The sequence below is a fragment of the Trujillonella endophytica genome (assembly GCF_900110555.1).
Taxonomy (GTDB): Bacteria; Actinomycetota; Actinomycetes; order Mycobacteriales; family Geodermatophilaceae; genus Trujillonella; species Trujillonella endophytica.
This window is the reverse complement of the sequence record NZ_FOEE01000014.1, coordinates 73,176-95,944: the sequence shown is the minus strand read 5'-3', so window position 1 is coordinate 95,944 and position 22,769 is coordinate 73,176. Positions and strand designations below refer to the sequence as shown.

The window sequence follows — 22,769 nt, the reverse complement described above, 5'->3', positions numbered from 1 at the left end:
GTCGGCTCACGCGTGGGTCGAGCGCCGGGACCGGATCCGCCACCCCTCGGGCGTGCGGACGAGCTCGTCGGTGTAGCGCCCGGTCACGACGGTCTGCCCGTCGTCCCCGGCGCGCAGGAGATCGTTGCGCTTGGCCGCGGTGCCGGTGGCCATGTCGCCGTCGACCGTCACCGCCACGTCGACCACCCGGTGGACCGTGCGGGCGACGTCGGCGTGCGAATCGCGCATGAACGCGACCAGCGCCGGGAGCCCGACGATGCGCTCGTGTCCGGGGTAGCCGGCGACGACGTCGGCGGTGAACACCCGGTCGAGCCGGTCGAACTCGCGCCGGTCGAGCGCGTCGGCGTAGGTGCGGTGCAGCGCGACGACCGCGCGGACGTCGGCGTCGGCGCACGGCGGGGGCGCCGGCGCGCCGACGCGGGCGAGGACCCGCTCCCCCACCTCGGCCAGCCGGTCGGTGACCTCGGCGACCGACCTCCCGCGCACACCGAGGGAGAGCCAGGTGACCCCGATGTCGGCCAGCCGCTGCACGCTGTCGAGATAGCGCTCCGGATCGGCGATCGGGTCGGCGTCGGTCACCATGTAGAGCACGTCGGCCGGGGCGAGGCGGCCGAGCTGCTCCCGCTCCTCCTGCAGCTCGCGGATCCACCCGGCGAGCCGGTCGAGCGACTCCAGCGGGGCGGTCCTGCGCCGCAGCACCTGTGCGGGGCTCGTCGGCACCGGCGCCCAGCCCTCGGCCAGGGCCGCGACCCGCCGCCGGGTGAGCCGGGAGTTGCCGCCGATCCAGACCGGCGGCCGAGGGGTGGCGACCGGTGTCGGGCGGCTGACGGCGCCGTCGGCGGTGAAGGAGCGGCCCTGCCAGTCGACCGGCTCGCCGGTCCAGGCCAGCCGCAGCACCTCCAGCGCCTCGTCGAACAGCGCGTTGCGCTCGCCGAAGTCGACACCGAGGGCGGCGAACTCGCCCTCCAGGTACCCGGTACCCACGCCGAGGGTCAGCCGCCCGCCGGAGAGCCGGTCCAGCGTCGCCGTCGTCTTGGCCAGCAGGAACGGGTTCCGGTACGGCAGGACGGCCAGGAAGGTCAGCAACCGCAGGCCGGCGGTGGCCGTCGCCGCCACGGTCAGCGCGAGGAACGGGTCGACCGAGTCGTGCCCGGCGCCGTCCCGCCAGCTCTGCGGGGTCGCCGGGTGCTCGGGGAACCCGATCCCGGCGAAGCCGGCCTCCTCCGCGGCCGCCGCGATCGACGCCAGGCCCTCGGCGGTCAGCAGCTCCGCCGGCGGGTCGAGCATCACCGTCGGGTAGGTCAGCGAGAACCGCACGGTCCGTCCTCCTCGTCGGGGTCAGGTCAGGTCAGGGGCTCCCACTTCGGCTCGCGCTTCTCCACGAAGGCCAGCGGCCCCTCGTTCTGGTCGGGGTGGCCCCACACGCCGACGAGGTGCTGGGCGCCCACCCGGCAGGCGTCGGTCAGGCCCATCTCCAGGGCCCCCCACAGCGCCTTCTTCGTGGCGGCCATGGCCACCGGCGAGTTGCGGGCCACCTTCTCGGCGAGCTCCTGCGCGGCCTCCCGCAGCCGCTCCGGCGGGTCGACGACCTCGCTGACCAGGCCGAGCTCGTAGGCGCGCTGGGCGCTCATCCGCTCGTGCCGGCCGACCAGGGCCATCCGCATGACCGCCTCGAAGGGGATCTTCTTCGCCAGGCCGATGGCCTCGATCGCGGTGACCTGGCCGACGCTCACGTGCGGGTCGAGGAAGGTGGCGTTCGAGGCGGCGATGCAGATGTCGGCGTCGGCCACGAAGTGCAGGCCACCGCCGGCCGCCGTCCCGTTGATCGCCGCGATGACCGGCTTGGCGACGTTCTGGTGCCACGACGTGAAGTGGAGGGTGAAGTCCATCATGTCGTCGCGGTAGCGCTCCATGCCGACGCCGTCGCCGGCGATCTCGGTCATGTCGGCGCCGGTCTGGAACGCCCGGCCGTTGCCGGTGTTGACGATCACCCGCACCGAGGGGTCGCGGTCGAGCTCCAGCCAGGCGTCGGCGAGCTCGTCGCGCATCGCGTTGTTCATGGCGTTGAGCTGGTCGGGTCGGTCGAAGATCAACCAGCCGACGCGCCCCTCGCGGCGGAGCTCGAGGTGCTCGTACGAGGTCATGGGCCCTTCCCCTCAGTCGATCTCGGTCGCGAGGACGTCGGCCAGCGCGGCCACGTGGTCGCCCGGGGCGCCCAGCAGCTGTGCGCTGGTCCGCGCCCGCTTGAAGTACAGGTGGGCGTCGTGCTCCCAGGTGAAGCCGATGCCGCCGTGCAGCTGGATGTTCTGCGCGGAGATGGAGGTGTAGGCCTCGGTGGCCAGCAGCGCGGCCACCCGGCTGTCACGGGCCAGGTCGCGACCGGTGGACCGGGCGGCGGCCTGGACGGCGGAGCGTGCGGACTCGATCTGCACCAGGGCGTCGGCCAGGCGCTGCTTGATCGCCTGGAAGGAGCCGATCGGGCGGGCGAACTGGATCCGCCGGCCGGCGTAGCCGACCACCATGTCCAGGCAGCGCTGCGCCCCACCGACCTGCTCGGCGGCCAGCAGGAGCCGGGCGACGTCGGACGCGGCCTCGACGGCCGCCCCGGCGTCCCCGCCCACGCGGACGGCGGGTACCCCGTCGAGGGTCAGTCGCGCCATCCGCCGGGTGAGGTCGAGGGTCACCAGCGCGGTGCGACCCAGCCCGCCGGCGCCGCCTTCGACGGCGAAGGCGCCGAGCCCGCCGTCCGGCGTCCGGGCGAGGACCAGCAGCAACCCCGCGTCGGCGCCGTCCACCACGAGGTGCTTGCCGCCGGTGAGCCGCCAGCCGTTGCCGTCGGGAAGCGCCCGGGCGGTGACGGCGGCCGGGGACCAGGCGCCGTCGTCCTCGGCCAGCGCGACGGTGGCGGTCAGCTCGCCGGACGCGATCGCCGGCCCGTACCGGGCGAGCGCGTCGGCGTCGCCCAGCGCAACGAGCAGCGGGACGGCGAGGGCGGCGGTGCCGAACAGCGGCCCCGGCAGCAGCGCGCGGCCGGCCTCCTCGAAGGCGACGACGGCCTCGACCGTCGTCAGCCCGCCGCCGCCGTGCTCCTCGGGCAGCAGCATGCCGGGCAGCTCCAGCTGACCGGCCAGGACTGCCCAGGCCCGCGGGTCGGGGTCGGCGAACAAGGCGTCGCGCACCTGCTCCGAGCCGCTGAGCGTGGCCAGCGCCGCGCGGATGCTCGCGCCGAACTCGGCCAGCTCGGCGAGCGAGGTCTGGGAGGTCTCGGTCGTCATGTCCGGGCGAAGTGCGCGACGGCCGCCTCGAGGGTGCCGTCCAGCGTCGTGGCGCCACCCATCGGCGCGGGCAGCACGACCGGGCCGTGCTCGCGGCTGGGCAGCAGCACGGAGGCGGTGACCGGCGCGGTCACCTCGCCCCGCTGGTTGGTCACCGCGAGCTCTAGGTCGACGGCGGGGTGCACGCCGTGCGCGTCCTCGGCGAGGTGCTTGCCGACGACGCTGCCGGTGATCCACTGCGCGTCACCGACGAAGTTGAACTTCCGGAACTCCACCCGCAGCTTCCACAGCCACGCGTCGTCGCCCATCCAGTCGGTGAGGGCGTGGATCGCCCAGACCTCGCGCATGCGCCCGTAGTCGTAGGTGGTCGGGTTACCGGCCCGGCGGGCGTACTCCGGGTCCCAGTGCACCCGCTGCATCGCGTCGGGCACGCCCTGGGGGTCGCGGTGGTAGAAGCGCGGCACGCGCTGCCGGTTCCGGTGGGCCAGGCGCAGCGGGGCGACGCCGTACATCCCCATGCCCATGCCGACGTGCCAGCAGACCATGTCGGTGACCGTCAGCGGCCCCTTGACCATGGGGCGGAGCTGCTCGCCCACCTCGACGTCCTCGAACCAGCGCGGCTCGGCACCCCGCGGCCCCTCAGCGGCGTAGGTCGCGTCGACCTCGGCGAGCTGCTCCTCGGTCCACTGCGCCGCCTCGAACACCTTGTCCTTGTTCCGCTTGCGCGACTCCGACCGCACGGTGCGGATCATCAGCCGGTACTGGCCGGCCAACGGGGTCCCGTCGGCGTCGGCGAAGACGTTGGCGTTCCACTCGTGCACCGCCCGGCCGCTGAACTCGCTCGGCTTGTCCAGCACGCCGACCAGGGCATTGCGCCGGCGCACCGCCGTGTCGGCGCGCAGCGGGGCCCACCACTCGCGCTGCGAGGCGGAGTAGAAGGCGTGGACGCCGCGCAGCGGGTCGCCCTTCAGCTCGCCCTGCCGGGCCAGCTCCGCCTCGGTCAGCACGTCCTCGCCGATGATGCTGTCGCCGCCGATCAGCGGCGGCGGCGCGATCGGGCCACCCCAGCGGGAGGCCGCCGCGTACTCCGGGTCCGCCCACAGCGGGTTGTCGTCGCCGTAGGACCAGGCCACCGTGCGGAAGGCGTCGGTGCCGGGACGCAGGTAGTGCGGAGGTACCGGGTTGGCCTGCGGGATGCCGATCCGCTGCCGGAGCCGCGCGATCCCCTCGTCGGTGATCTGCGGCTCGGTCTTCTCGGCCGGGGCCCCTACAACGCTGTCCGGCATGACGCCCTTCCGATTGTGCTGCGTACGTTGCTATCTTATACAAGAAAGCGGACCGGGCGTCGAGGGGCGGCGATGGGCACGGTGACCCCTGGGTACGCGACCCTCGCGGTCGAGCGGCGCGGGCCGGTGGGCTGGCTGGTGTTCGACCGGCCCCGGGTCGGCAACGCCATGGACGCGGTGATGATGGCGGAGCTCCCCTCGGCCTGGCGGGAGCTCGACGCCGATCCCGCGGTCCGCTGCATCGTCGTGACCGGCCGCGGGCGCGCCTTCCAGACCGGCCTGGACGTCGTAGCCCTGGCGCGGGACCGCGCGGGCCTGCGCGAGCAGAGCCGCCGGACCCGCGACGCCGACCTGGCCCTGACCGGCTGGCACCTGGGCGTGGAGACGCCGGTCGTGGTCGCGGTCAACGGCATCTGCGCCGGGGGCGGTCTGCACTTCGTCGTCGATGCCGACGTCGCGATCGCCTCCACCGCCGCGTCGTTCACCGATCCGCACGTCAGCGTCGGGCAGGCGAGCAACTGGGAGGCGGTCGGGATGGTGCACCGCATGCCCGCGCAGATCGCCGCCCGGCTGGCCCTGCTGGGGGCGCACGAGCGGATGGACGCCGCGAGCGCCCTGCGGTACGGCCTGGTCGGTCAGGTCGTCGCCCCGGAAGAGCTCGAGACCGCGGCCCAGGAACTCGCCGAACGCATCGCCGAGGCCGACCCGGCCGCCACCCGTGCCCGCAAGCGCGCACTGTGGCGCAGCGAGGAGCTCGGCCTCACCGCCGCCCTGGACGCCACACGGCCGGTCCACCCCGTCGTCCCCCCGGAGGCCTCCCCGTGACCGACCCGACGCTCGCCGGGCTCGCCGGCCGCGACACCGCACCCGAGGCCGCGGCGGACGCCGCCCGGCGGTTCGTGGCCGACGCCATCCCGGCGGCCTGGCGCGAGGCGGCGGAGCGGGGCGGCCCCCGGGCGGTCCGCACCGTCCGGACACCGGCGGACTACCGCGAGTGGTATCCGGCGTTCGGGCACTCCGGCCTGGTGGCACCGACCTGGGCCGTGGAGCACGGCGGGCTCGGCTGGAGCCGGTCCGCGGCCGCGGCGGCCGAGGCCGTCCTGCGGCCCTACCACCTACCGCGGCTCAACCCGCTCGGTCTGAACCTGGCCGCGCCGGTGCTGTTCGCCCACGGCACCGAGGACCAGCGGCGGCGGTTCCTGCCGCCGATCGTGCGGGCCGAGGAGCTGTGGTGCCAGCTGCTGAGCGAACCCGGTGCGGGCAGCGACCTCGCGTCCCTGGCCACCCGCGCCGAGCGGGACGGCGACGGGTGGGTGGTCGACGGCCAGAAGGTGTGGACGACGTGGGCCGACCAGGCCTCCTTCGCCGTGCTGCTCGCCCGCACCGACCCCGACGTCGCCAAGCACGCCGGCCTCACCTTCTTCTTCCTGCCGATGCACCAGCCGGGCGTGACGGTCCGGCCACTCCCCCACATCGGCGGGGAGACGGACTTCTTCGAGACGTTCATGGACGGCGCCCGCATCCCCGACGACCACCGGATCGGCGAGGTGGGCGACGGCTGGGCGATCACCCAGACGATGCTCAACGCCGAGCGCCAGATGGTGACCGGTGCGGGCGTGGGCGGGGTCGAGCGCATCGGCGGCACGGGGCCCACCCACCTGGTGCGGCTGGCGCGCCGGCGGTCCGCCGAGGGGCGGCCGGGCGGCTGGGACGACCCAGCGGTGCGCGACCGCATCGTCCGGCTGTGGGCCGAGGACCAGGCGCGCCGGTGGACCAACCAGCGCATCCGGTCGACCATCGCCGAGGGGCGGACCCTGGGCCCCGAGGCCTCGATCGGCAAGGTGCAGGGCACCGACCTCAACCAGCGGATCCAGTCGCTGGCCGCCGAGCTGCTCGGCCCGGACGGGATCGCCTGGGACGGCGCGGTGCGCTCGCCGCAGGAGTTCTGGGAGAGCGCGCCGGCCGAGGTGCGCGGGATGCTCCGCAGCCGGGCGAACACCATCGAGGGCGGCACCACCGAGGTCAACAAGAACGTCATCGCCGAGCGGGTGCTCGGACTGCCCAAGGAGGCCGACCCCTACAAGGGCCGGCCGTGGCGGGAGCTCCCGCGCAGCTGAGGCGTCTCCTCCCGGCGAGGGAGGCGCCCGCTCGCCGTGACGGATCCCCGCGCTCCCGCCATTAGACTGGCTAACAGTGCAATCGTTGGGAGAGAGACCGTGAGACAGCTGCGCCAGCCGAGGCTCGCCGAGATCGTCGCCGCGAGCCTGCGCGACGACATCCTGAGCGGAAAGCTCAAGGAGGGCGACAGCCTCCCCCGCCAGGAGCAGCTGTTCACCCAGTTCCGCGTCAGCCTGCCCGCTGTCCGCGAGGCCATGCGGATCCTCGAGACCGAGGGCCTCATCTCCGTGCGGCGCGGCAACGTCGGCGGCGCGGTCGTGCACCTGCCGACCAGCCAGCGCATCGCCCGGATGATCAGCATGGTGCTGCAGGTCCGCAGCACCACCCTCGGCGACGTCAGCGGCGCTCTGCTGCACCTGGAGCCCGCCTGCGCGGCGCTGTGCGCGGCCCGTCCCGACCGCGCCGAGACCGTCGTCCCGAAGCTGCGCGAGGTGATCGAGGCGCAGCAGGCCGCGTTCGACGACCCGTCGCAGTACCCGGCCCTGGCGCGCCGGTTCCACGAGACGCTGGTCAGCCAGTGCGGCAACGAGACGATGATCGTGATCATCGGGTCGCTGGAGACCGTCTGGACGGCGCACGAGTCCACCGCCTGGGCCGAGGTGTCGGCCCCGGACGGCGAGCTCGACGAGTCCTCCCCGCTGGCCCGCAAGTCCCGCCGGGCGGCGCTGCGCGACCACGAGAAGCTGCTCGCGGCGATCGAGGCCGGCGACGTCGACCGCGCCGTCGCCCTGGCGTCCGGTCACCTCGCGGCCGCCCGCGCCTCCAGCCCGAACCTCACGCGCGGCGTGAGCACCAGCGTCCTCGACGGCGCGGAGCTGGGGCTCGGCGCCGACCGCGCTCCGGCCGACGCCCGCGACGCCTGAGCCACCCGACTCCACCAGCAGCGCTCCCGCCGGGAGTTCCCGCACCGGGAGCGGCTGCTCCTCTGCCGGCCCCCGAAGTCCGCCCTCGGCCTCGGGCACGACCCCGCGCCGGGCTCCTCCCTGCCCGCTCACCGGACCTGCCGCAGCCGCCGGACCTGACGTGGCCACGCGACCCGACCTGCCGCGGTCACCGGACCTGACGTGGCCACGCGACCCGGCGTGGGACGTCCGGCCGGAGGACTCCCTCGGCACGAACGCCGGCCGCGTCGACGCGGTCGGCGAGGAGTGACTCGGCGTCGTGGTGCCCCGCGCTCCGCCGGGGATCCATCTTCGTATATTGGATAAAAAGGCTCCTCCAGGCCTATCGGGCGGGTAGTGGCCTGTGCCACAGTCGGTTCGACGAACGAGCCCCCCGGTCCTGTCCGGCCGGATCCGCGACCCGCCGTCGCCGCCCCGACCCGACCCGACGACCGGTGTCGACCTGCGTCCCGCCCCGCCCCGTCCCGACGGTGACCGGCGCCCCGAGCCGGTCGACAGGAGTGCCCAGCGATGACCGACACCGCGCCGCTGCTCGACCCCGCCCGGGTGCGCGAGCTCTTCGACCTCCGGGGCAGCTACATGGCCCGGATGGGGGGCGGCTACGAGGGCGACCCGTACCCGCTCTGGGGACGGCTGCGCGAGCAGGCACCCGTCCACGAGGGAGCCCTGCACGACCTGTCGGACTTCCCCGGCGACTACTTCTTCCAGGGCCTGCCCGAGCCCGACCGGCCGCACTACACCGCGTTCGGCTACGCCGCCTGCAATGACATCTACCGGGACGCCGAGCTGTTCGCCTCGAACGCCGACGCCATCGACCTCACCCAGGCGAGCCCCAACAACACCCTGCTGAACATGGGCGGCCAGCAGCACCGCCGCTACCGGGCGCTCGTCCAGCCGAGGTTCGCCCCCAAGCAGGTGGAGTGGTGGATCCGGAAGTCGATCGACGAGATCGTGCACGCCCTCGTCGACCATGTGCAGGACCGGGGCCGGGCCGAGCTCAACGTCGACTTCTGCGCCGCCATCCCCCTCCTGACCATCACCGGGGCCTTCGGTATCCCGGTCGCCCAGGCGCTCGACCTGCGGGCGGCCAACGACCCGATGCAGACCATCCAGATCATCGCGCCGCTCGTGGCGGCACGTCGTGAGGAGCCCGGCGACGACCTGCTCACCGTGCTGGTGCAGGCCGAGCTCACGGAGGAGGACGGCACCGTGCACCGCCTCTCGGACCCCGAGATCTACTCCTTCTGCATGCTCCTGCTCGCGGCCGGCTCCGGGACGACGTGGAAGCAGATGGGCATCACCCTCACCGCACTGCTGCAGCGACCGGAGGCACTGGCGGCGGTCCGCGCGGACCGCGCCCTGCTGCGTCCGGCGATCGAGGAGGCCCTGCGCTGGCAGCCGACGGACCCGTGCTTCGCCCGGTTCGTCACCCGCGACACGGAGTTCCACGGCGTGCCGGTGCCCCGGGGTGCGGTCATGCACATCAACCTCGGCGCGGCCAACCGCGACCCGGCGCGCTTCGAGCGACCCGACGAGTTCGACATCCACCGCCCGCCCCGTCCGATGCTGTCCTTCGGCGGTGGCCCGCACATCTGCCTGGGCATGCACGTCGCGCGCGCCGAGATGCTGGTCGGCATCGGCGCCCTGCTCGACCGGCTCCCGGGCCTGCGCCTGGACCCCGACGCGGAGGCCCCGCGGTACGTGGGCTTCTACGAGCGCGGCGCCACGGCCATCCCCGTCCTCTTCGACAGCTGACCGGCCCCGATCGACCCACCCGACGAGACGAGCCCCCGGTCGTGAGGAGATCCAGTCCCGTGACGTCGTCCGGGCGCCCGCTGCCCGTGCCCGACCCACTGTCGGCACCCTTCTGGGAGGCCGCCGCCCGGCACGTGCTGACCCTGTCGCGGTGCTCGGACTGCGGCACGCTCACCCACCCGCCCGACGTCGTCTGCGACGCCTGCGGCAGCACCGACCCGCGGTTCACCGCCACCCCGGTCGACGGTCGCGGGGCGGTGCGGTCGTGGACGGTCGTCCGGCAGTCGTTCCTGCCCGGCTTCGCCGACCTGGTGCCGTTCGTGCTGGTCGACGTCCAGCTGGTGGACCCGGCGCTGGCCGGGCAGCCCGACGTGCGCCTCGTCGGGCGGCTGCTGGACGGCGTCGACGCTCCGCTGGCGGCCGGTGCCGCGGTCCGGGTGGCGTTCGAGCAGCTATCCCCGGACCTCGCCGTCCCCGCCTTCGAGCTGGCCGCGTCGTGAGCGGCCGTTTCCGCGCCCGGGACCAGGTCGCGATCGTCGGCTACGCGCAGAGCCCGGTCACCCGGCACGCCGACCGCAGCCTCGGCGCGCTCACCGTGGAGACCGCCCGCGCCGCCATCGCCGACGCCGGGCTCACCCCCGAGCAGGTCGACGGGTTCGTGACCGCCACCCTGTTCCCCACCTCGGGTGCGCACGCGGTCGTCGACGGGGTGAGCGTGGTGTCCGCCGACTGGCTGGCCGCCCGGCTGAACCCGAACCCGCGGTACGCGGCCGGCTTCTCCGGGCTCGGCCAGATCCCCGGGTCGATGGCGCTGGCGGTCAACGCGGTGGCCGGCGGCGCGGCCGAGCACGTGCTGGTGCACCGGGCCCTGTACAACCCGGCCGGCAGCTACCACGACACCGGCGCGGCGGAGTTCCGCGGCGGCCTGCAGTGGACGGCCCCCCAGGGGTTCTTCGGCCCCCTGGCGATGATGGGGATGACCTACACCGAGTACGTGCAGCGGTACGGGGCCTCCCGCGAGGCGCTGGCCGAGGTCGTCGTCGAGGCCCGCAAGAACGGCGCCCGGCTGCCCTGGTCCCACTGGTCCGGCCGGCCGCTGTCGGTCGAGCAGTACCTGGCCGAGCCGATGCTCGCCGATCCGATCGGCCGCCTCGACTGCGACATCCCCGTCGACGGCGCGGCGGCCTTCGTCCTGACCACGGCCGAGCGCGCCCGCGACCTGCCGCACCGGCCGGTGCACGTCTCCGGCTACGCGACCGGCGCGCCCCCGCGGCGGCGGCTGCCGGCCCACTGGCCGCTCGACGACCTCATGGCCGCGGGGGCCACGACGGCCGAGCGGCTGTGGGCCAGTGCCGGCATGGGGCTGGACGACATCGACCTCGTGCAGGTCTACGACGGCTTCTCCCCGCTGGTCTACCTCTGGCTGGAGGCGCTCGGGCGCTGCCCGGTCGGCGAGGCGCACCGGTACGTCCGCGACGGCGGCATCGACAGCGACCGGCCCGGCGCCGACCCCGTGCTGCTCTCCGGCGGCTCCCTCGGCAACGGCCGCATGCACGGCGTCCCGCAACTGCTCGAGTGCTACCTGCAGGTCTCCGGCCGCGCCGGCGACCGTCAGCGACCGGGCGTCACCACCGCCCTTTCCTGCCACTCCTCCCCCCATCTCGGCGGCGCACTCGTCTACAGCGCGCAGCCGGGGGCCGGCGTGTGACCCGCCGGCCCCCACCCACGAGACCCACCCCCACGAGTCGAGGACGTGATCGGCGATGAGCCAGCACCCGCGGACCGAGCAGCCGGCGGAGGTGGCGGCATGAGCGCGGGAACCGAGGCGGCCGTCGCGTCGCCGCCCATCCCGGGGACATTGGCCGAGGCGCTGTCGCCGGCCTGGCTCACCGCGGCGCTGCGCACCCGGTTCCCGGACGTCGAGGTGCACGAGGTCGAGGCGGGCCCGGTGATCAGCCGCGTGTCGACCAACGCCCGGTTCCGCATCGGCTGCACGGGGGTCTCCGAGGCGGACCTGCCCCGCGACCTGTACGTGAAGGGGTACTTCACCGATGCCGGCGACGGCTCGGCCGACCCGGTGGGCATGTCCGAGGCGCTGTTCTACGGCTCCGTCGCCGACCGCACGGGGGTCCGCACCCTGCGGTCGGTCTACGCCGACGCCGACGTGGCGACCCGGGCGAGCATCGTCGTCACCGTCGACGTCGAGGCCCAGGGCGGGTCCTTCCTGGACCCGTTGGCCGACTACACCCCGGACCAGGTCGCGCAGAGCCTGGAGCAGTACGCCCAGCTGCACGCCGCGACCTGGCTGGACCCCGACCTCGAGCACCGGCGCTGGCTGGACACCTGGCTGCCCACCGTGCTGCACGGGCGGGGGGTCCCGGTGATCCGGGGGAACTTCGACGGGCCGATCGGGGCCGGGGTTCCGGCCCCGACCCGCGACGCGCAGCGCCTGCAGGACGCCTACGCCCTCGTCGCGGGCGAGGCGGCCACCGCGTCGCCGTGGGCGGTGGTCCACGGCGACGCGCACGTGGGCAACCTGTTCCTGGACGCCGAGGGGCGGTCCTGCCTCGTCGACTGGCAGATCGTCCAGCGCGGGCCCTGGTACCTCGACGTCGGCTACCACATCGCCTCGTCGCTGCCGGCCGAGCAGCGGCGCGGGGCCGAGCGCGACCTGCTGCGGCACTACCTCGACGCGCTGGCCTCCCACGGCGTGGACCCGCCTGCGGAGGACGAGGCCCGGCGCCTGGTCCGGCGGGGCATCGTGCACGGCTTCTACCTCTGGGCGATCACCCTCAAGGTGGCGCCGCCGATCACGACCGAGCTGCTGACCCGCCTGGGGACCGCGGCCGACGACCATGACGCGCTCTCGCCCGCGTCGCTGTGACGGGGGCCCACCGGAGCCCGCCCGAGGGGTCGGCGACCCGCGGTTCCACCGGGCCGGGGTCCCGTACATTGTCGCGGTCGGCGGACGGGACGGGCGGTCGTCGCCCGGCGCCGACCCGAGCGGATGCGAGGACCGATGACCGAGGAGCCGTACGCCGCCTGGAGCGGGTGGGACGACGGCAGCACCCCCGGCAGCCTCCGGCAGACCACGTCGCAGCGCGTCGCGCTGGCCATCCGTCGGCTGATCTTCGAGGGCACGCTGCCCGCCGGGGAGCGGATCCGGCAGGAGGAGCTGGCCGAGCAGCTGGGGGTCAGCCGCGTCCCCATCCGCGAGGCGATCATCGCGCTCGACCGCGAGGGCTGGGTGCGCATCGAGGCGCACCGCGGCGCGTACGTGAACGGCCTGGACGAGAACTCGATCCGGGACCACTACGAGCTGATCGGGGTCTTCTACGCCTTCGCCGCGCGCCGGCTGACCGAGCGGCAGGCCGACGTGACGTCGCTCGAATCGCTCAACCGGGCGGTCCAGGAAGCCACGGACCCCGACGACTTCTGGCGGGCCAACACGGCCTTCTTCCGGGGGCTGGTCGCGGCGGCGCGGTCCTCGCGGCTGTCCGCCGTGAGCCGCCTGATGAGCGGCACGCTGATCCCGAACAACTACTTCGTCGAGATCCCCGAGGCGACGCCGGCCCAGAAGGCGGTCGTGCAGAAGCTCTACGACGCCGTCGTGCGCGGCGACGGGGAGGGCGCCGAACGCATCCTGACCAAGACCTACCGCAGGGCCGCCGAGGCGGCTGTCGAGCTCTTCGCCGAACGGGGCCTGATCACCAAGGACCCCGGCCGGTAGGCGGTCCGCTCCCGGGGTCGGTCGTCGATGACCGCCCCTGACGCGCGTGCCGTCCCCGCCGGGCCGCGGCCGCGCATCGGGCTCGTCGCCCCCGGGGACGCGGCCCTGGTGCGCGAGGCGGAGACGCTCGGCGCCGACTCCCTCTGGGTCGGTGGCCACCTCGCCTCGGTCAACGCCGGGGTGGAACCGCTGGCCTGGCTGCACCGGCTGGCCGGCCAGACCGAGCGGGTGGCCATCGGGTCCGCCGTCCTGCTGCTGCCGCTCTATCCGCCCGCGCTCGTCGCCAAGCAGCTCGCCGACCTCGACCGGATCACCGGCGGTCGGGTGGTGCTCGGAATCGGCGTCGGCGGGGAGTACCCCGCGGAGTTCTCCGCGGTCCAGGTACCCCTCGCCGAGCGCGGCCGGCGGACGGACGAGGCGATCCCGCTGATGCGGCGGCTGTGGTCGGGGTTCCCGGTCGACCACGCGGGGCCGGCCTTCCCGATGACCGGGGTGAGGCTGCAGCCGCCGCCGGTCACGCCAGGCGGCCCGCCGATCGTCGTCGCCGGGCGGCAGGCTCCGGCGATGCGCCGCGCCGCACTACTCGGCGACGGCTGGATCCCGTACATGTATTCCCCACGCCGGTACGCCGAGTCGGTCGCCGCGATCCGGCGGGTGGCGGAGGAGGCCGGCCGCGAGCTCACCGGGTTCCGCTGGCTCGCGTACGTGCCGGTGTGCGTGGACGACGACGCGCAGCGGGCCCGACGCGACGCCGCGGCCTTCCTCGGGGGCACCTACCGGCAGGACCTCGATCCGATGCTCGACCGGATCGCGGCCGTGGGCACGCCGGCGCAGGTTGCGGCCCGGCTGCGCGAGTACGTCGCCGCCGGGGCCGACGAGCTGGTGCTGCTCCCCTGCCGCCGCGACGCCGACCATCTGCGGGCGCTGCTGACGACGGTCGCCCCGGCCGTCCGCTCCGCGCCCGGACGCGGCACGCGCCGGTGACCCTTGCCACCCGCTTCCGTATACAGTATCCAATGCAGTGTGATCCACGGAACACGTCGGTCGACGTGCCCAGTGCCTCCGGCACCCCCGCCGTGGGCCTCGCCGTAGGCCGGGCGGCTCCGGTCGCCCCGTCGTCGGCTCCCCCCGCGCGCCCCGGCTCCGATCCGTCCTGACCCGTTCCCCCACCGCGGTCCCGCGAGCCGACCCGCCCCGGGCCCAGCCCGTGCACCACCCGCGCCGTCCACCCGGGACGGCGCCGGACCATGAGCGACCGAGGAGTGCCCGCCCATGCGGACCCAGGCAGCCGTCCTCTTCGAACAGCCCGGGAAGTGGGAGGTGGTCGACCTCGACCTCGAACCGCCGCGACAGGGCAAGCTGCTGGTGGAGATGGCCGCAGCGGGCCTCTGCCACTCCGACGACCACATGGCCACCGGCGACCTCGTCCTCCCGCCCGGCGCCCTGCCGATGGCCGGCGGGCACGAGGCGGCCGGCGTGGTCCAGGAGGTCGGCCCGCACACGCCGGGGTGGTCGGTCGGCGACCGCGTCGTCATGAGCTTCCTGCCCGCCTGCGGGATGTGCCGCTGGTGCGCCTCGGGCAGGCAGAACCTGTGCGACAACGGCGCGCTCGTGCTGGCCGGGGTCCGGCCGGACGGGACGCGGCGGCTGTCGCTCGACGGCGCGCCGGTCGGGCAGGCGGCGGGGGTCGCCGCGTTCAGCCGGCACTCCACCGTGTCGGTGCAGTCCGCCGTGAAGATCCCGGACGACGTCCCGCTCGAGGTCGCCGCCCTGCTGGGCTGCGGCGTCCCGACCGGCTGGGGCTCGGCCGTGCGGTCGGCGGACGTGCGGCCCGGGGACGTGGTGATCGTCATGGGCGTCGGCGGCATCGGGATGAACGCCGTCCAGGGTGCGGCGCACGCGGGGGCGTCCGTGGTGATCGCCACCGACCCCGTCGACGCGAAGCGGGAGGTCGCGGGCTCGTTCGGCGCGACCCACGGTGCCGCGACCATGGAGGAGGCGACGGCGATCGCCCGCGGCTACACGAACGGGCAGGGCGCCGACTCCTGCGTCGTGTGCGTCGGCATCGTCACCGGCGAGCAGGTCGCGCAGGCGGTCGACTCCATCCGCAAGGCCGGCACCGTCGTCCTCACCGGCCTCCCCCGGGCCGCCGACGACCACAGCCTCCCCGTGTCCACCCGGCACCTCACGCTCTTCCAGAAGCGCATCCAGGGCTCGCTGTTCGGGGAGTCCAACTTCTCGCGGGACATCCCGGCGCTGCTCCAGATGTACCGCCAGGGGCACCTGAAGCTCGACGAGCTGATCACCGCCCGCTACACGCTGGACACCCTCGACCAGGGCTTCGCCGACATGCGCGCGGGTCGCAACATCCGCGGGGTCGTCGTCCACGGCTGACCGCCGCGCGCTGATCCGTTCCCCCGCCGTCCACGCATCGACGGCGTCGCTCGATCCCGGCGGGACGCCGGGCAGCACCCCGGCCGAGGCGCAGCCCCGGGCGGCCCCCTCTCGCAGAAGACGAGGATCCCGATGCACCGCAGATGGCACCGCCCCCTGGCCCTGCTGGCCGCCGCTGCCCTGGCGCTCAGCGCCTGCGGCGGGGGGAACGACGACGAGGGCGGCTCGGCCGGCGCACCCGTCGGCGACCCGGTGGCGGGCGGCACCGCCATGATCGGGCTGGTGTCCGAGCCGCGGACGCTGGACCCAGCCTTCCTGGGCAACAACCTGACCACCAACTCCCTGGTGGGCAGTGCGCTGTTCGGGGCGCTGTTCACCCAGGATCCGGTCACCGGCGAGCTCAGCCCCTCCATGGCGGAGAGCCTGGAGACCACCGACGGCGGCAGCACCTACCGGATGACGCTCCGGGAGGGGCTGACGTTCTCCGACGGCAGCCCGCTGGACGCCGAGGCCGTGCGGGCCAACTGGGCCCGGGCCAAGGACATCGGCCTGCGCGCCCCGGTCCTCGCGGTCGGTCTCAGCCTCGGGGACCTGACGGCGGTGGACGCGCTGACCTTCGAGTTCACGCTCAACCGGCCGACGCCGAACTTCGGCGGGGCCATCACCACCAGCGCGCTCAACTGGATCGGCTCGCCGGCGGCGCTGACGCAGGGGCAGGCCGCGTTCGACGCGAACCCGATCGGAGCGGGGCCCTTCGTGCTGGAGAACTGGACCCGCGGCGGCGAGCTGCGCCTAGTTCGGAACGACGCGTACTGGGACGCACCCAAGCCCTACCTCGACGGGCTCACGCTGAGCGTGGCCAACGACGCCGACCAGCGGTACAACGGCCTGCAGAGCGGCGCCACCGACGCGATCCTCAACGGCAGCACGCAGATCACCGCGCGTGCCGAGGAGGCCGGCTTCGGCATCGCCGCCGAGAACACGCCCAACGGCGGCACCGAGTTCCTGTTCAACACGACCGTCGCGCCCTTCGACGACGCGCGTGCGCGGGAGGCGGTCTACAAGGCCATCGACCTCGAGGCGGTCAGCCAGGCGGTCTGGGAGGGGCAGGCGACGGTCCCGACCTCCTGGTTCGGCGAGGACTCGCCCTTCCACACCGGCGACCACCTGCCCGGCCCGGACCCCGAGCGGGCCGAGGAGCTCTTCGCCGAACTGGCCGCCGAGGGCACCCCGGTGTCCTTCAGCATCGTCACCTTCCCGACCCCCGACTCCACCGGGATCGCGCAGGCCTTCCAGACGCAGCTCAGCGCCTACGACGACGTGACGGTGGAGATCGACAACCGCGACTTCGCGGGGGCCACCGGAGCGCTGACCGGCAAGTCGCACCAGGCGATCACCGCCGGCGTCCAGTTCGTCGACCCCGAGCCGCAGTGGTGGGCACACCTGCACTCGTCGTCTTTCTCCAACTACAGCGGCATCGAGGACGCCGAGCTGGACGAGGCGCTCGACGCCGCTCGGGCGGCCACCGACGAGGCCGAGCGCCGGGATGCCTACCAGCGGGCCGAGGAGCGGACGGCGGAGATCTACCCGGTGCTGCTCGTCGCCGTGACCGAGGAGACCGTCATCACCCGCGAGGACCGTCTGCAGGGGGTGGTCGTCTCCGGCGCCGGGACGGTGCTCGTCGACGGGATGTGGCTGAACGAGTGACGCGTCACCCGTGACGGGGGGCGGGTGCGGCCTCCGGTGGTCGCGCCCGCCCCGACCCGCGCCGCCCGGGTGGTCACCGCGGCAGTGTGCCCGTGCGCCAGGGCCCGGCGGGCGCCTTTCCACGTCGAGCCGGCGGCAGACCCGCGGGCGACACGTCGACATGGGGACGTGTCGCCAGGGGCACCTGTCGCCACGGCGATGTGTCGCCTCGGGCGCAGCCGTCCGGTGCGCGTGCGACTCCTCGACCGGGCTCCCGGTTGATCCGGCGGTGGGTCAGAAGGGCGCGGGGTCGGCGTCGGGCGGGGTGTCGGGTCCGCGGGGCTCGGGCTTCTTCCATCTCTTGATCAGTTCCCCGGTGCTCAGCGGGCGGGCCCTGCCTGGCGGTCGGCTTCCATCGCCGGCCGATTGCCCCTGCTCACCGTGTTCGGTCTCGGGGTCCGCGGCGGGTGGTTCAGGTAGTGGCCGCATCGCCGGGGGGCGGGTGGTGCGGGTGATCCCGGTCGGGGTGGTCACGGTCAGCACACCGTCGGGGCTCATCTGGAAGTGCCAGCCGCGGGCGAAGGTCTTGAGCCGGTGGTGGCTGCGGCACAGGCAGCACAGATTGGTGCAGTCGGTCGGTCCGTCGCAGGCGTGCGGGACCACGTGGTCCAGGTCGGCCCAGCCGACCCGCTGCCCGCAGTTGGGGAACCGGCAGGTGCGGTCGCGGGTGCGCACGAACCGGTCCTGCGCCGCACTCGGGCTGTACCGGTCCACCGCCGCCGGCCGCGCCAGCACAGGGCACCCGCAGCCACCCGGCTCGCCGCCCCCGGTTCCGGTTCCCGTGCTGCCGCTGCTGTCACCGCTGCCGCCAGAGCCGCCAGAGCCGCCAGGGCCGCCGGTGCCGCCGGCGTCGGGGCGATCGGGGTGTTGCGGGCAGCCGCGGCGGGCCAGCCGGCGCAGCTCCTCCAGCGTGGCGGTGGCCAGCAGCGCCCCCTCCTCGTCGGTGACCCCGACGGTGACCGATCCGCCTTCGGGCGGCCGCACCCCGAGCGCGTCCAACCGGCGGAGCAGGTCGCGTACGTGGCCGGCGGTGATGGCCGACCCGTTCACCTCCCCCGCCTGCGTCGACGTGCCGGCCAGCGCCGACAGCGCCGCCCACACGTGCAGCTGCGCGGTCACCGCCGGCCGGGAGGTGTCCCACGGACGCAGCACCAGATCCGCCAGCACCCGGGTGCGCAGCTGCCCGATCGGCCGGTCGTCCCCGTCGGCCTTCAGCATCCGCGCCAGCTCATCGACCATCGCGTGCACCGCGGCCGCCTCGTCGGCCGGTAGCTCCACGGCCACCGTCGCCATCCCCTCCCGCGGCGAGGAATAGACCCGCACATCCGCAGCCTTCTGCGCCTGCTCCCGCCGGGCGTCCATCCCGTCGGCGTCCAGCCGGGCGAGTGCGGCGGCCGCCTTCTCCCGCAACCGGCGCAGCGACAACTCGGTCGCCTCCTGCAGCAGCTCCGCTTCCACCGCCCGCGCCACCTCCGGCGACGCCTGCTCACACACCTCCGCCAGCACCTTCGCCCGCGGCTCGTCCAGCACCCCCACCGCCAGCGCCCCCCACGTGCCCGGCAACCGGGTCCGGTAGGTGAACGCCCGGCCGATCAGCCTTGCCGCCGCGCCCCGCCCGCAGTTGAGCACCATCGACAACTCCGCCGGCAGAAACTCCGACACCCCCTCCGGCCGCGCCGCCGCCCCCCACGACCCGCGGCCACCCCGCACCCCCGGCGGCGGGTCATCGGCCTCCGGCGACAGATCCGCCAGCCCCAGCACCAACTCCGCCTTGTACGCGGCCAGCTGCGCCTCCTGCGCCACCACCCGCCCCAACTCCACCGCCAGCTGCTCCCGCGACAACAACTCCACCGGCAACCGCGGCAGGAACGCCGGCTCCCCGACCGCCCAGTCCACCAGCACGCCCTCCGCGAGCGACACCGAACCGGCGATCCGTGACATGACCCGAACATACGTTCGAGGTACGACAGTTCCAGGGTCCTCGCTAACGCGACCTGCAGATTCCTCGAAACGCAATTGTGCGGAATTGCCCAGGGGCAATTCCGCACAATTGCACGAGCAGGGAAGCCGCCGCCGCGGAATCGCAGACCGCGGCGCCCCGACGAGGCCGTCGAGTTACTGAGCCCGGCGCCCTGGCGCCGCCGCCGAGTCGCTCAGCCCGGCACCCGCGACGACCGCCGCCGAGTCGCTGAGCGCGGCGCACGCTATGAGCGCCGCCGAGCCGCTCAGCCCGGCACCCGCGACGAGCGCCGCCGGAACAGCCGCGCCGTCTGCTCGGCCACCCCGACCAGCCGGCCGTCCGACCACATCGACGCCCGGCCCACCGCCAGCCGCTCGTCGAGCGCCACCAGGCCGACGTCCAGCAGCACCCACTCCCCCACGGGCGCGCCGGTCGCACGGACCGACGCCGCGACCGTCGCCACCCCGCCGACCTCCGGCAGCGCCCGGCGCAGCAGGTAGGGCACGTGGTCGCTCAGCACAGCGAGCCGCACCTGCTCGTCGACCGGGCAGCGGAGCCGTCCCCACAGCAGCGCGGAGCTGCCGACGCGAGCGTCCACCGTCTCCCGCGCCACCCGCACGTCGAGCAGCACCGACGCGCCCGTCCCGGGCCCCGACGCGTACGTCCGCGGCGGGCAGGCGTCCGGTGGCGGGACGTCGGCGGGCGGCGAGGCGCCGGAAGGCGAATCCGGCACCGGACCCGTCAGCGCGACGGCGACCAGCACCAGCTCCCCCTCCGCGCGCGCCTCGATCCGGACCGACGCCAACGACCCCGCCGGCTCGACGACCGATGACCGGACGACGAGGTCGGCTCCCGCCGGCGCCGGCCGCAGGTAGCTGACCGCGAGGTCGCGCAGCCGCCGCCCGGTCACCTCCTGCGCGACCTCGGTGACCAGCCCGAGGAACCACCCACCGAACAGCGCACCACGCGAGTTGGCGATCTCCGGCCCGATCGGGACGGCGACCTCTCCCCCGACGACCGCCGGCAGCGGCCCGAGGGGCCAGGCAGCCGCCGCCTCAGCCACCGCCGGCTCACCCACCGACGGCGGACCGCAGCTCGCGCTTGAGCACCTTGCCGCTGGCGTTGCGCGGCAGATCATCGGCGAACTCGACCGACCGAGGCACCTTGAAGTTCGCCAGCCGTTCCTTCGCCCAGCCGATGAGCTCCTCGGCGGTGCCCTCGGCGCCGCGGCGACGCACCACGTACGCGCGCGGCACCTCGCCCAGCCGATCGTCCGGCACGCCTACCACCGCGACCTCGGACACCAGGGGGTGCCGGGCCAGCACCTGCTCGACCTCGGCCGGGGACACGTTGAACCCGCCGACGATGAACATGTCCTTGAGCCGGTCGGTGATCTTCAGGTTGCCGGTGGCGTCGAGGTGGCCGATGTCGCCGGAGTGCAGCCAGCCGTCGGCGTCGATGGCCGCCGCCGTGGCGTCGGGGTCCTCCCAGTAGCCGGGCGTGACGTTGGCGCCGCGGATCAGCACCTCGCCGGACTCCCCCGGCGGCAGGTCGCGGCCCTCGCGGTCGACCACCCGCAGCTCGACCCCGGGCACCGCGCGGCCGTTGGTGTTCGCGATGACCTCGTCGCCGTCGTCGTCCCGGCACATGGTCGCCGTCCCGATGCACTCGGTCATGCCGTAGGCCGTGACCAGCCGCTCGAACGGCAGGTCGACCCGCGACCGCTCGATCAGCGCCACCGGAACCACGGCCGCCCCGGTCGCCGCCCGGCGCAGCGACGACAGGTCGGTGGACTCCCGCCGCGGGCTCTCCAGCAGCGCGTAGTAGATCGTCGGCGAGCCGTTCATGATCGAGATCCGCTCGGTCTCGATCAGCCGCAGCGCCTCGTCGGCGTCGAACACCGCCATGGGGACGACGGTGAGCCCGTGCTGGAGGCTGACGATCATCCCGGCCTTGTTGCCGCCGGTGTGGAAGAACGGCAGGACCACGAGGTAGCGGTCGCCCTCGCGCAGGCCCCACACCTGCGCGTAGGTGGCGTAGAGGTCCAGCGCCGGCCCGTGCGGGATGAGCACGCCCTTGGGCCGGCCGGTCGTCCCCGAGGTGAAGATGATCTCGCTGAGGTCGTCCGGCTCGACCTCGGCGGCGGCCCGGCGGATCTCGTCCTCGGGAACCGTCGCGGCGCGCTCGCGCAGGTCCTCCCACCCCAGGACACCGCGCTCGACGTCGCCCCGTTCGGCGCCCAGGTCGACGACCGTCAGGTCGTCGAGGACCGACTCGTCCCCGTCCAGCGCCTCGAGCGCGGCGGTCGCGTAGTCGTAGCCGAGGAAGCCGGACTGGACGACGACGAACCGGGCGCGGACCCGGGCGAGGATCTCCCGCGCCTCGGACCCCCGGTACCGGGTGTTGAGCGGCACCACGGTCGCGCCGGCCAGGTGCAGGCCGAGCGAGGCCACCACCCAGCGGTGGGTGTTGGGGGCCCACAGGCCCACCCGGTCGCCCCGCCGGACGCCGAGCGCCAGGGCGCCGCGGCCGAACTCCAGCGCCCGGTCCCGCAGCTGCGCGTAGGTCAGCCGGACGTCCCCGTCGGCCACCGCCAGGGAGTCGGCGTACCGCTCCGCGCCGGCGAAGAGCATCTGCGGGATGGTCCGCTCCGTCGCGGTCAGCGCGTCCATGTCGCCCCTCTCAGCGGTGGTCATCGGCCGGTGAACTCCGGCGGGCGCTTGCCGACGAACGCGGCCAGGCCCTCTTTGAAGTCGGGGCTGCGCGAGGACAGCTCCAGCGAGAGGCCCTCCGCGGCCAGCTGCGCGGCCAGCGTCGAGTCGGCGGCGGAGTTGATCAGCGCCTTCGTCAGCCCGAGGGCCACCGTCGGCCCGGCGGCGAGCTCGGTGGCCAGCGCCGTGCCGCGCTCGACCGCCTCGCCGGCCGGCACGGCCTCGTGCACGATCCCCCACTCCGCGGCGGTGTCGGCGTCCAGCCGGCGGCCGAGCAGCAGCAGCTGCCGCGCGCGCAGCGGCCCCACAGCGCGGGTGGTCAGCCAGGTGGCGCCGGCGTCGGGGGTCATCCCGCGGCTGACGAACGGCTGCCAGAACGTCGCCGTCGCATCGGCGACGACGAAGTCGCTGGCCAGCGCGAGCTGCATGCCCAGGCCCACCGCGTAGCCGGCGACGGCGCTGACCACCGGCACCTGCAGCGCGCACAGCTGCGGGATCAGCCGGTGGGCCTGCGACGGCAGCCGGCGCTGGATGGCCCCGACCCGCGGGCGCCCCCCGTCACCGGAGTTGCGGCCGACGATGTCGAAGCCGCTGCAGAAGTCGCCGCCCTCGCCGCTGAGCAGCACCGCGCCCACCGACTCGTCGTTCTGCGTCGCCTCGAGCAGGTCGACGAACCCCCGCATGGAGGTGTCGGTGAGGGCGTTGCGCCGCCGCGGGTTGCTCAGCTGCACGTGCAGCACCCGACCGGAGCGCGTGACCGTCAGGCCGTCGACAGGAGAGGAGGTCACGCAACGTATTAAAGATGAACGGATTGCCGGTGACCAGCGCCGCG

Annotated in this window: 20 protein-coding genes; 12 read left to right on the top strand and 8 right to left on the bottom strand. The window is 74.5% G+C overall.

The genetic code is table 11. From position 1 onward, the window contains the following. Nucleotides 1-6: 6 nt before the first annotated feature. From BMY88_RS19170 to BMY88_RS19155, 4 genes are read right to left on the bottom strand one after another with little or no spacing between them, the layout of a single operon-like run. Complete coding sequence (locus tag BMY88_RS19170) at nucleotides 7-1,317, bottom strand: TIGR03619 family F420-dependent LLM class oxidoreductase (protein WP_091947441.1); 1,311 nt, start codon at nucleotides 1,315-1,317, stop codon at nucleotides 7-9. A gap of 26 nt (nucleotides 1,318-1,343) precedes the next feature. Further along, nucleotides 1,344-2,144 (bottom strand): enoyl-CoA hydratase/isomerase family protein, encoded by an 801-nt coding sequence (locus BMY88_RS19165; protein WP_091947438.1) that lies wholly within the window; start codon nucleotides 2,142-2,144, stop codon nucleotides 1,344-1,346. Between the two features lie 12 nt (nucleotides 2,145-2,156). Next, nucleotides 2,157-3,275 (bottom strand): acyl-CoA dehydrogenase family protein, encoded by a 1,119-nt coding sequence (locus BMY88_RS19160; protein WP_091947434.1) that lies wholly within the window; start codon nucleotides 3,273-3,275, stop codon nucleotides 2,157-2,159. Continuing rightward, nucleotides 3,272-4,561 carry a hotdog family protein gene (locus BMY88_RS19155; protein WP_091947431.1) on the bottom strand — a complete coding sequence of 430 codons (1,290 nt, stop codon included), beginning with the start codon at nucleotides 4,559-4,561 and terminating at the stop codon, nucleotides 3,272-3,274. Before BMY88_RS19155 ends, BMY88_RS19160 begins: the two co-directional genes overlap by 4 nt. 72 nt (nucleotides 4,562-4,633) lie before the next feature. Here BMY88_RS19155 and BMY88_RS19150 point away from each other — a divergent pair, with 72 nt between their 5' ends. The 12 genes from BMY88_RS19150 to BMY88_RS19100 all read left to right on the top strand — a co-directional run bounded on the left by BMY88_RS19150 (nucleotide 4,634) and on the right by BMY88_RS19100 (nucleotide 17,227). Continuing rightward, nucleotides 4,634-5,386 carry an enoyl-CoA hydratase/isomerase family protein gene (locus BMY88_RS19150; RefSeq protein ID WP_091947430.1) on the top strand — a complete coding sequence of 251 codons (753 nt, stop codon included), beginning with the start codon at nucleotides 4,634-4,636 and terminating at the stop codon, nucleotides 5,384-5,386. After that, nucleotides 5,383-6,678 carry an acyl-CoA dehydrogenase family protein gene (locus BMY88_RS19145; protein WP_091947427.1) on the top strand — a complete coding sequence of 432 codons (1,296 nt, stop codon included), beginning with the start codon at nucleotides 5,383-5,385 and terminating at the stop codon, nucleotides 6,676-6,678. Before BMY88_RS19150 ends, BMY88_RS19145 begins: the two co-directional genes overlap by 4 nt. A 99-nt stretch (nucleotides 6,679-6,777) precedes the next feature. Next, the gene (locus BMY88_RS19140) at nucleotides 6,778-7,602 is read left to right on the top strand and encodes a FadR/GntR family transcriptional regulator (protein WP_091947424.1); all 825 of its coding nucleotides are present in this window, start codon (nucleotides 6,778-6,780) and stop codon (nucleotides 7,600-7,602) included. Nucleotides 7,603-7,762: 160 nt separating this feature from the next. Next, nucleotides 7,763-7,891, top strand: coding sequence for a hypothetical protein (locus BMY88_RS24730; protein ID WP_280138744.1), 129 nt, complete (start codon nucleotides 7,763-7,765; stop codon nucleotides 7,889-7,891). A 260-nt stretch (nucleotides 7,892-8,151) separates the two neighbouring features. Further along, on the top strand, nucleotides 8,152-9,396 hold the full coding sequence (locus tag BMY88_RS19135; RefSeq protein ID WP_091947420.1) for a cytochrome P450: 1,245 nt from the start codon (nucleotides 8,152-8,154) through the stop codon (nucleotides 9,394-9,396). A gap of 59 nt (nucleotides 9,397-9,455) precedes the next feature. After that, on the top strand, nucleotides 9,456-9,896 hold the full coding sequence (locus tag BMY88_RS19130; RefSeq protein ID WP_211435725.1) for a Zn-ribbon domain-containing OB-fold protein: 441 nt from the start codon (nucleotides 9,456-9,458) through the stop codon (nucleotides 9,894-9,896). Further along, entirely contained in the window at nucleotides 9,893-11,104 is a 1,212-nt protein-coding gene (locus BMY88_RS19125) for a thiolase family protein (RefSeq protein WP_091947418.1), read from the top strand. The genes BMY88_RS19130 and BMY88_RS19125 overlap by 4 nt, the downstream gene beginning before the upstream one ends. Nucleotides 11,105-11,203: 99 nt before the next feature. Beyond that, complete coding sequence (locus BMY88_RS19120; RefSeq protein ID WP_091947415.1) at nucleotides 11,204-12,280, top strand: aminoglycoside phosphotransferase family protein; 1,077 nt, start codon at nucleotides 11,204-11,206, stop codon at nucleotides 12,278-12,280. Nucleotides 12,281-12,415: 135 nt separating this feature from the next. Beyond that, entirely contained in the window at nucleotides 12,416-13,126 is a 711-nt protein-coding gene (locus tag BMY88_RS19115) for a GntR family transcriptional regulator (protein ID WP_170861188.1), read from the top strand. A gap of 27 nt (nucleotides 13,127-13,153) precedes the next feature. Next, complete coding sequence (locus BMY88_RS19110; protein ID WP_091947409.1) at nucleotides 13,154-14,110, top strand: LLM class flavin-dependent oxidoreductase; 957 nt, start codon at nucleotides 13,154-13,156, stop codon at nucleotides 14,108-14,110. A 288-nt stretch (nucleotides 14,111-14,398) separates the two neighbouring features. Beyond that, complete coding sequence (locus tag BMY88_RS19105; protein WP_091947406.1) at nucleotides 14,399-15,520, top strand: NDMA-dependent alcohol dehydrogenase; 1,122 nt, start codon at nucleotides 14,399-14,401, stop codon at nucleotides 15,518-15,520. A 132-nt stretch (nucleotides 15,521-15,652) separates the two neighbouring features. After that, on the top strand, nucleotides 15,653-17,227 hold the full coding sequence (locus tag BMY88_RS19100; protein WP_091947403.1) for an ABC transporter substrate-binding protein: 1,575 nt from the start codon (nucleotides 15,653-15,655) through the stop codon (nucleotides 17,225-17,227). Between the two features lie 273 nt (nucleotides 17,228-17,500). Here the strand turns inward: BMY88_RS19100 and BMY88_RS19095 are convergent, their stop codons facing one another. The 4 genes from BMY88_RS19095 to BMY88_RS19080 all read right to left on the bottom strand — a co-directional run bounded on the left by BMY88_RS19095 (nucleotide 17,501) and on the right by BMY88_RS19080 (nucleotide 22,725). After that, the gene (locus BMY88_RS19095; protein WP_091947400.1) at nucleotides 17,501-19,207 is read right to left on the bottom strand and encodes an HNH endonuclease signature motif containing protein; all 1,707 of its coding nucleotides are present in this window, start codon (nucleotides 19,205-19,207) and stop codon (nucleotides 17,501-17,503) included. A gap of 284 nt (nucleotides 19,208-19,491) precedes the next feature. After that, the gene (locus BMY88_RS19090; RefSeq protein ID WP_170861187.1) at nucleotides 19,492-20,289 is read right to left on the bottom strand and encodes an acyl-CoA thioesterase domain-containing protein; all 798 of its coding nucleotides are present in this window, start codon (nucleotides 20,287-20,289) and stop codon (nucleotides 19,492-19,494) included. Nucleotides 20,290-20,296: 7 nt separating this feature from the next. After that, nucleotides 20,297-21,922, bottom strand: coding sequence for a FadD3 family acyl-CoA ligase (locus BMY88_RS19085; RefSeq protein WP_211435724.1), 1,626 nt, complete (start codon nucleotides 21,920-21,922; stop codon nucleotides 20,297-20,299). After that, nucleotides 21,919-22,725, bottom strand: a complete 807-nt coding sequence (locus BMY88_RS19080) for an enoyl-CoA hydratase/isomerase family protein (RefSeq protein WP_091947391.1) — start codon at nucleotides 22,723-22,725, stop codon at nucleotides 21,919-21,921. The genes BMY88_RS19085 and BMY88_RS19080 overlap by 4 nt, the downstream gene beginning before the upstream one ends. Nucleotides 22,726-22,769 lie beyond the last annotated feature (44 nt).